8 protein-coding genes and 1 pseudogene are annotated in these 8,710 nt (G+C 66.3%); 3 read left to right on the top strand and 6 right to left on the bottom strand.

Translation table 11 applies throughout. The features are described 5' to 3' along the window. Positions 1–253 (top strand): annotated as a pseudogene (locus tag JOZ00_RS20255) (MFS transporter); the annotation flags it as partial. 7 nt (positions 254–260) lie between these two features. On the opposite strand, the gene JOZ00_RS20250 reads toward JOZ00_RS20255, so the two are convergent. Together JOZ00_RS20250 and JOZ00_RS20245 are read right to left on the bottom strand one after the other, a co-directional pair. Next, positions 261–404 (bottom strand): hypothetical protein, encoded by a 144-nt coding sequence (locus tag JOZ00_RS20250; RefSeq protein ID WP_293347044.1) that lies wholly within the window; start codon positions 402–404, stop codon positions 261–263. Positions 405–456: 52 nt separating this feature from the next. Next, complete coding sequence (locus JOZ00_RS20245; protein WP_293347041.1) at positions 457–2,040, bottom strand: glycosyltransferase family 39 protein; 1,584 nt, start codon at positions 2,038–2,040, stop codon at positions 457–459. A 285-nt stretch (positions 2,041–2,325) separates the two neighbouring features. Here JOZ00_RS20245 and JOZ00_RS20240 point away from each other — a divergent pair, with 285 nt between their 5' ends. Next, positions 2,326–2,769, top strand: coding sequence for a universal stress protein (locus JOZ00_RS20240; protein ID WP_293347038.1), 444 nt, complete (start codon positions 2,326–2,328; stop codon positions 2,767–2,769). A gap of 5 nt (positions 2,770–2,774) precedes the next feature. On the opposite strand, the gene JOZ00_RS20235 is transcribed toward JOZ00_RS20240, so the two are convergent. Further along, positions 2,775–3,452: an MBL fold metallo-hydrolase gene (locus tag JOZ00_RS20235; RefSeq protein ID WP_293347035.1), complete on the bottom strand. Its 678-nt coding sequence runs from the start codon at positions 3,450–3,452 to the stop codon at positions 2,775–2,777. A gap of 122 nt (positions 3,453–3,574) precedes the next feature. Between JOZ00_RS20235 and uvrA the strand changes: the two genes are divergently transcribed. Beyond that, on the top strand, positions 3,575–6,487 hold the full coding sequence (uvrA, locus tag JOZ00_RS20230; RefSeq protein WP_293347032.1) for an excinuclease ABC subunit UvrA: 2,913 nt from the start codon (positions 3,575–3,577) through the stop codon (positions 6,485–6,487). 105 nt (positions 6,488–6,592) lie between these two features. On the opposite strand, the gene JOZ00_RS20225 is transcribed toward uvrA, so the two are convergent. The 3 genes from JOZ00_RS20225 to JOZ00_RS20215 form a co-directional block, all read right to left on the bottom strand. After that, positions 6,593–6,829: a hypothetical protein gene (locus JOZ00_RS20225; RefSeq protein ID WP_293347029.1), complete on the bottom strand. Its 237-nt coding sequence runs from the start codon at positions 6,827–6,829 to the stop codon at positions 6,593–6,595. 47 nt (positions 6,830–6,876) lie between these two features. Beyond that, on the bottom strand, positions 6,877–8,361 hold the full coding sequence (locus JOZ00_RS20220) for an alpha/beta hydrolase-fold protein (RefSeq protein ID WP_293347026.1): 1,485 nt from the start codon (positions 8,359–8,361) through the stop codon (positions 6,877–6,879). 76 nt (positions 8,362–8,437) lie between these two features. Then, positions 8,438–8,710: amino acid--tRNA ligase-related protein (locus tag JOZ00_RS20215; RefSeq protein WP_293347023.1), on the bottom strand; the 273-nt coding region annotated here is incomplete at its 5' end.

The following is an 8,710-nucleotide window of genomic DNA, read 5'->3' as shown; positions in this document are numbered from 1 at the left end:
GTCGGCACGCGCGATGGGCTCGGTCAACGACCCGGCCGAACGCGGTGCCGCGTCGGCGGCGATCAACACCGTTCAGCTGATCTCGGCCGCCATCGCAGCCGGGTTGGCCGGCGTCGTGGTCAACGCCGCCAAGGGCGGCGACGGGGTGGCGGCGCACTTGCTATTCACGGTGTTCACCGCGCTGAGTGCCGCCGGTGTGGCGGTTTCGTATGGCGCGACCCGCTCCTCACTGCGAGAGCTCGAATCGGTCTGAGCCGGGCTCAGTCCCTCTCGTCGCCGGCCCGTAGGACGGCCACCACCCCGTCCACCACGGCGAAAGCCTCGTTGGCGCTTCCTACCTTTGACGTGGTCAGCCCGAAGGCGACGCTGCCGCCCAGCAGTGGGTCCGCCAACCAGATCTGCACTCCGACAAGTTACCTAGGGCCGGCCGGCTATGCGCGTCAGCGAAACCCGAAATTACCGCGTCGACTTGACAACCTGGGAGTAGTGAAACTGCCAACGCTCCACGATGTGGAACCCGAGATATCCCGGGAATCGATACGCCGGAGACCGTCCAAATGCGTTTCCCGGCGACAATAAATGTCCGGATTGATGATCGGGCAACGAGTTGTCTTTATTGGTAATCGTCCAGATTGCCGGGCATTTGTTGATCTTGGCCGTCGTCAGCCACACCGCGACGTGCCCGTCCCACAGTGACCCGACCTTGGGTCCGTACGCGCCGCGTTCGACGTCGATCAGCGATCGGAAGGCCCCCGGCCGCGCGTCCAGCAGCGCGCGGATCGGCCCGGGCTTCCACGGCACGGTGTTGTCCACCATCAGGCAATCGCCCGGTGCGGCACGGGAACTGATCACATCGGCGACCTGGCTGTAGTCCCAGCCCTCCTTGGCATAGGGCCAGCGCTGGACGAACAGGTAGTCCGGCACGGCGGCGGCGACGAACAGCAGCACCGCACCCACGATGCGCCAGGGTCCGCGAGCGATCGTGACGATGCAGGCGGCCAGCACGATGGCCATTGCCGGCGCGGTGAAGATCAGATAGCGCGGGTAGTAGATCGGCTCGATGATGGCCGAATAGCTGACGACGAGGGCAGTGGGGACGAAAAGCCAAGCGGCGCAGATGATCAGCAGCCTGCGCAGGTCGCCTTCTGGGGCCGGGACACCGGTGAGACGGGCCACGATCGCCGCGACGATCAGGACCCCGGACAGCACGGCGAACGCCACGCTGTGGTCAAAGTATTGGCGCTGGACGATGTCGAAGGCGTAGTGCCAGCTGACGGGATAGATCCAGTTGACCTGGCCCACCTGCCCATGGGCGAACACGATGTACGGCGTCATGGCCCCGACCGCGACCGCCGAGCTGGCCGCCCACCAGACCAGGGGAGATTTCCGAGAATTTCTGGGTAACAGGACGAACAGCATCGCGGCGTAGATCGGCAACAACAGGATGAGGTTGAGATTGAGCAGAATCAGCAGCGCCAATGCCAGCGCGTAGCCGACCCACAATCGCGGCGTGTTGCGGCGGACCGCGGCGATGAACAACACGGTGAGCCAGATGGAAGCGGCCGCGGCGAGGGCATACGAACGTGCCTCCATGCCCGCCCAGGTCGTGCGCGGCAGGATGGCGTACATCGCGCCCGCGCAGACCGCGGTCGGCCGCGTGGCGAATTGCCGGGTGAAGACCGTGACGCCGGCGGCCGCGGCCCCGACCGCCAGGGCGCTGGGCACGCGCGACCAGAACTCGGTCGGCGGAAAGACGGCGAACCAGCCATGCATCAGCAGGTAGTACAGGCCGTGCACGGCGTCGATGTGGGTCAGCATCTTCCACAGCTCGGCCACGGTCCGGCTCGCCGAGGCCGATATCGTTGCCGCCTCGTCGTACCAGAACGACGGCCGATTGGCCCAGGCGCCGCTGATCACGGTGGTGAGGACGGCGATCGCCCACGGGTCGAGCAGGCGGCCGGGCGCGCGTGTGGGCGCGGGCTCGGCAGCGACGTCCGCGGCACGTTGCTCAAAGGTGGGTTCAAGCGTGGGCATCGACATGATGCCTGTCACTTTAAAGCGAAGTCCGGAGCTCGGCTCACAAAGCGTATCCGGCCTATTCGCACTTCGCGCCCGAATTTGGCGAAAAGCTACCTAATGCAACGCTTTCCATCGCTTGCGCGACAATTCGATTGTTTTATGATCGGCGATATTGCTCGGTGCTGTAGCAACGAGCCGCAAATTCGGGACACGCCACGCCACGCAGTGTCGCTAATCTGCCCCCGCTGCATTGGGCAAACACGATACTGTCTTGGGTTGGCTGACCAACCAAAAGTGGGAGGGTAAATGAGCGCCTATCGGACTGTGGTGGTGGGAACCGACGGCTCCGACTCGTCAATGCGTGCCGTGGACAAGGCAGCGCAGATCGCCGGACAGGACGCCAAGCTGATCGTCGCGTCGGCGTACCTGCCTCAGCACGAGAACGGCCGCGCCGCCGACATCTTGAAGGAAGAGAGCTACAAGGTGTCGGGCACCGCACCGATTTACTCGATTTTGCAGGATGCGAAAGAGCGGGCGCACAAAGCGGGTGCAACGAACGTCGACGAGCGGCCGATCGTCGGTGCTCCGGTGGATGCCCTGGTCAAGCTGGCCGAGGACGAGAAGGCCGACCTGTTGGTCGTCGGTAATGTCGGCCTGAGCACCATCGCCGGCCGCCTCCTGGGGTCGGTTCCGGCCAACGTCTCACGCCGGGCCAAGGTCGACGTGCTGATCGTGCACACCACGCAGTAGCGGCCCTACCAGCGTCGTTCGCGCCACTCCTCGAGGTGGGGGCGCTCGGCGCCCAGCGTGGTGTCGTCGCCGTGACCGGGGTAGACGACCGTGTCGTCGCCGAATCGGTCGAACACCCTGGTCTTGACGTCGTCGTACAGCGAGTCGAACTCCGCGGGTTTCGTCGTCCGGCCCAGGCCGCCCGGGAACAGGCAGTCGCCGGTGAACAGCTGGGTGACCCCGCCTGTTTTGGGTCCGTCGAGGGCCAGCGCGATCGAGCCCGGCGTGTGCCCGCGCAGGTGGATGACGTCGAACGTCAGGTCACCGACTTGCACGGTGTCGCCGCCCGACAACAAGCGGTCCGGTTTGACGGGCAGGGGTTCGGCGTCGATCTCGTTGGCGGCGGTCGGCGCGCCGGTGGCCGCGGCCACGGCTTCCAGCGCCTGCCAGTGGTCGAAGTGCTGATGGCTGGTCACGATCAGCGTGACTTTCGGGGCATACTCGCGGATCAGGCCGGTCAGGACCTCGGCGTCGTTGGCCGCGTCGATCAGCAGCGTTTCGCCGGTAGCTGAACAGGTCACGAGGTAGGCGTTGTTGTCCATCGGGCCCACCGACGCCTTTAGAATCGTGGCGCCGGGTAGGGTCCGGCGGGCCGCGGTACCTGGGTCGACATGTCCGGTGTAGTTGTCATCCAGGGCAGTCATAGCGGCCACGTTACTGGCCACGGGTTGCTTGTCGGTATGGGCACATAGCATGGAATGCGCCGTGCGCAGTTTTGTTCTACGGACAGCTTCCGGCAACCAACACGTCCATCGAGAGGGGCAGCGTGGCTGACCGCCTTATCGTCAAGGGCGCCCGCGAGCACAACCTGCGTGGCGTCGATCTCGACCTGCCTCGCGACGCGTTGATCGTCTTCACCGGGCTGTCCGGATCGGGCAAGTCGTCACTGGCTTTCGACACCATCTTCGCCGAGGGTCAGCGCCGGTATGTGGAGTCGCTGTCGGCCTACGCCCGGCAGTTCCTGGGGCAGATGGACAAGCCGGACGTCGACTTCATCGAGGGCCTGTCGCCGGCGGTGTCCATCGACCAGAAGTCGACCAACCGCAACCCGCGGTCGACGGTCGGAACCATCACCGAGGTGTACGACTACCTGCGGTTGCTCTATGCGCGGGCCGGCACGCCGCACTGCCCGGTCTGTGGCGAGCGGATCGCGCGTCAGACACCCCAGCAAATCGTCGACCAGGTGCTGGCGATGCCGGAGGGCACCCGGTTCCAGGTGCTGGCCCCGGTGGTCCGCACCCGCAAGGGCGAGTTCGCCGACCTGTTCGAGAAGCTCAACGCCCAGGGGTACAGCCGGGTGCGGGTGGACGGGGTCGTGCATTCGCTGACCGACCCGCCAAAGCTGAAAAAGCAGGAAAAGCACGACATCGAGGTCGTCGTCGACCGGCTCACCGTCAAGGCCAGCGCCAAGCAGCGGCTCACCGATTCGGTGGAGACCGCGCTGAACCTCGCCGACGGCATCGTGGTGCTGGAGTTCGTGGACCACGAGCATGATTCCCACAACCGCGAGCAGCGGTTCTCCGAGAAGCTGGCCTGCCCGAACGGGCACGCGCTGGCCGTCGATGACCTGGAACCGCGGTCCTTCTCGTTCAACTCGCCCTACGGCGCCTGCCCCGAGTGCGGCGGCCTGGGGATCCGCAAGGAGGTCGACCCCGAACTGGTGGTGCCCGACCCGGACCGCACGCTGGCCGACGGCGCGGTGGCGCCTTGGTCAACCGGCCACACGGCGGAGTACTTCACCCGCATGATGGCCGGCCTCGGCGACGAGATGGGATTCGACGTCGACACACCGTGGCGGAAGCTGCCCGCCAAGGCCCGCAAGGCGATCCTCGAGGGCTCCGACCACCAGGTGCATGTGCGGTATCGCAACCGGTACGGCCGAACCCGTTCGTATTACGCGGATTTCGAGGGCGTGCTGGCGTTCCTGCAGCGCAAGATGGCGCAGACCGAGTCCGAGCAGATGAAGGAACGCTACGAAGGCTTCATGCGGGACGTGCCCTGCCCCGTCTGTGAGGGCACCCGGCTCAAGCCGGAGATCCTGGCGGTGACGCTGGCCGCGGGCGAGCGCGGCGCGAAGTCCATCGCGGAGGTTTGTGAGCTGTCGATCTCCGACTGCGCGGATTTCCTCAACGCGCTGACGCTGGGCACTCGCGAGAAGGCGATCGCCGGGCAGGTGCTCAAGGAGATCCAGTCGCGCCTCGGCTTCCTGCTCGATGTGGGGTTGGAGTATCTGTCGCTGTCGCGCGCGGCGGCCACGCTGTCCGGCGGTGAGGCCCAACGGATCCGGTTGGCGACCCAGATCGGCTCCGGCCTGGTGGGCGTGCTCTACGTGCTCGACGAGCCGTCCATCGGGCTGCACCAGCGCGACAACCGTCGCCTCATCGAAACCCTCACCCGCTTAAGGGATTTGGGTAACACGCTGATCGTCGTCGAACACGACGAGGACACCATCGCGCACGCCGACTGGGTCGTCGACATCGGGCCGCGCGCGGGCGAGCACGGCGGTGAGATCGTGCACAGCGGGACGTACCGGGACCTGCTCGCCAACGAAAAGTCCATCACCGGCGCGTTCCTGTCGGGCAAGGAAAGCATCGAGATCCCCGCGATCCGGCGGCCCATCGACCACAAGCGCCAGCTGACCGTCGTCGGTGCTCGCGAGCACAACCTGCGCGACATCGACGTGTCGTTTCCGCTTGGCGTGCTGACCTCGGTCACCGGTGTGTCGGGTTCGGGCAAGTCGACGCTGGTCAACGACATCCTGGCCGCGGTGCTAGCCAACCGGCTCAACGGCGCCCGGCAGGTCCCCGGTCGGCACACCCGGGTCACTGGGCTCGACCACCTGGACAAGCTCGTGCGGGTCGACCAGTCGCCGATCGGGCGCACGCCGCGTTCCAACCCGGCCACCTATACCGGGGTGTTCGACAAGATCCGCACGCTGTTCGCGGCCACCACCGAGGCGAAAGTCCGTGGCTACCAACCCGGTCGGTTCTCGTTCAACGTCAAGGGCGGCCGGTGCGAGGCGTGCACCGGAGACGGCACCATCAAGATCGAGATGAACTTCCTGCCCGACGTGTACGTGCCGTGCGAGGTCTGCCACGGCGCCCGCTACAACCGGGAAACCCTTGAGGTGCATTACAAGGGCAAGACCATCTCAGAAGTGCTGGACATGTCGATCGAGGAAGCGGCGGATTTCTTCGAGCCGATCAGCGGCATTCACCGATACCTGCGCACCCTGGTCGACGTCGGTCTGGGTTACGTGCGCCTCGGCCAGCCAGCGCCGACGCTGTCGGGTGGTGAGGCGCAGCGCGTCAAGCTGGCCGCGGAACTGCAGAAGCGCTCGACGGGCCGGACCATCTACATCCTCGACGAACCGACCACCGGGTTGCATTTCGACGACATCCGCAAGTTGCTCAAGGTCATCAACGGCCTTGTGGACAAAGGCAATACGGTCATCGTCATCGAACACAACCTCGATGTGATCAAGACGTCGGACTGGATCGTCGACATGGGTCCGGAGGGCGGGGCCGAGGGCGGAACCGTTGTCGCCGAAGGCACTCCGGAGGACATCGCCGCGGTGCCGGAGAGCTACACCGGGAAGTTCCTCGCCGAGGTCGTGGGCCGGGCCGTCTCGCCGCCCGCCCCGCGCAAGCAGACGCGGCGGCGCAAAGTCAGCGTCTGAGTTCGCGACTCACAACGTCTGCCGTCGCGACACATAACCTGCGCACACGACACGCCGGAAAGCGGTTACGTGGTTTATATCTCGCGACTGAACAGCCGCGGAGCCCTAACTGTTTTCGGGGTGCATCGACTCACGAATGCGGGCTAATCGCTCGGCCGCCTCGCGCTGGCGCTCCTCGTACTGCTGCTCGACCGAGCGGCCTTCTGGCGTCTCGGCGTCGAGTTCGGCCGAGCCCTGCGTCGTCGCGTAGCGGTTCTCGATCTTCTCACGGACGGACTCGAAGGTCGGCACGCCTGCGCTGTCGTATCCGGAGGTGTCGGGAGCGCTTATTTCGTCGGGCATGTCGTCAACTTACTGCCGAAAGCGGGCAAAGGAGCGCACCACCGGCGCTATCGCTTCGCGGCGTTGGAACGCTGGGCCGGGACCACTACCGGTGTGGACGCAGTGGGTGGCGACGCCGAGGGCAGGGCGGTCCGTGTGACGCCAGGCGTGCCCAGGCGGCCGGCAAGCCATGGCAGCGAGGCCGCGAAGGCCCGGTCCGCGAACGGCCAATCATGCTTGCCGGGCTGGGGAACCACCGCGCAGTCGATACCGGTGGCGCGACCGAGCGCGCACAGCGAATAGGCGGCGGTGGTTTGGTTGCCGGGATTGGCGGCGGCTTCGCGAGCGGCGAGTCGGATCGCGCCGTTGTCGGTGATCGCAATCTCGTGGTGTGCGGCAGGCGGGCCCTCGGAAGAGATCGCGAACCAACCCGCCATGTCTTGATACGGCCCGTGCCGGTTGATCACCGTGGTCGGGTCGAATGCCGCCCAGGCGTCGGCGCTTCCGCCGAACAGTCGGGCGATGGTCTGCGCCTTGGTCCCCGCGTTCGGGGAGAAGTCACCCGCGATGTCGACGAACGCGCTGAACATGTCGGGGTGCATGACGGTGAGGTCCACGGCGCAGGTTCCACCCATCGACCAGCCCGCGATGCCCCAGTTGGACCGGTTCGAACTGACGCCGAAGGTCGAGACCATAAACGGCACAACGTCTTTGGTCAGATGATCGGCCGCGTTGCCGCGAACCCCGTTGACGCACTCGGTGTCGTTGTTGAACGCGCCGCCCGAGTCGACGAACACCAGCACCGGCGCCTTGCCATCGTGCGCGGCCGCGAAATCGTCGATCGTGGTGATCGCGTTACCGGCACGGGTCCAGTCGGCGGGCGTGTTGAACTGACCGCCGATCATCATCACCGTCGGCAACGCAAGCGGCGGGCTGCTGGCGAACCATTCGGGCGGCAGATACACCAGCTCGCCGCGATGCTTGAAATGCGAAGCGTCGGACGGAATCGCCACCGAGACGACGCTGCCGTGAGGGGGCCGTGCACCTTTGGCGGCCATGGCGGTGACGGTGGCCCGGTCGGTCTGGTCGGGCAGCGGACCGGACGTGAGCTGGGTCCACGCGGACTGCACGGTGGGGAAGTAGCCGACCCAGAGGTTGAGCATCAGCGCCGCGCTGAGCAGACACGACGGCACGGCCAGCAACGTGATGCCGCGCCGCCAGCGGCGCGCGCTGCGCCAGCCGAGGATCAGTACCGCCGCCGCCAGCCCGGTCAACGCGACCCACACCCACAGCGCCGACGGCGCGGGCTCCTCGGAAAGGCCGCGGTCGACGATGTACCAGTGCGTGCCGAAGGCGACCGCCGCGCCCGCCAGGGCGGCCACCGGCAACCACACCGCGCGCCAGCGCCGCGAGCGCCAACCCACGGCCAAGGTCAGCACCACCGCGGTGCACACCTGGACCGTGATGGGCACCCAGCCGTGCATCAGGGAGATGTGACCAGTGGCCAGCAGGGGCGCCGGGACGTCGGGCGTCGAGGCTGTCACATGAATCATTGTGATCCATTGTTAACACCCCTGGAACATATTGGGCGAATGTCGGCTGTGGACTCGCTGGGTTTTTCTGACCCGCTCAATGCGGCTTGGCCAGCGGGAATGGCAGTGTTTCGCGGATGCTGCGGCCGGTAATGAGCATGACGAGCCGATCGATCCCCATCCCGAGTCCGCCGGTGGGCGGCATCGCGTACTCCATGGCCTGCAGGAAGTCCTCGTCGAGTTCCATCGCCTCGGGGTCGCCACCGGCGGCCAGCAGCGACTGCTCCTGCAGCCGGCGCCGCTGCTCCACCGGATCGGTGAGTTCGCTGTAGGCGGTCCCGAGCTCGACGCCCCACGCCACCAGGTCCCA

This window comes from Mycobacterium sp. (assembly GCF_019243155.1).
GTDB lineage: Bacteria > Actinomycetota > Actinomycetes > Mycobacteriales > Mycobacteriaceae > Mycobacterium.
The sequence above is the reverse complement of the archived record's forward strand: the minus strand, read 5'-3'. Positions and strand labels throughout refer to the sequence as shown.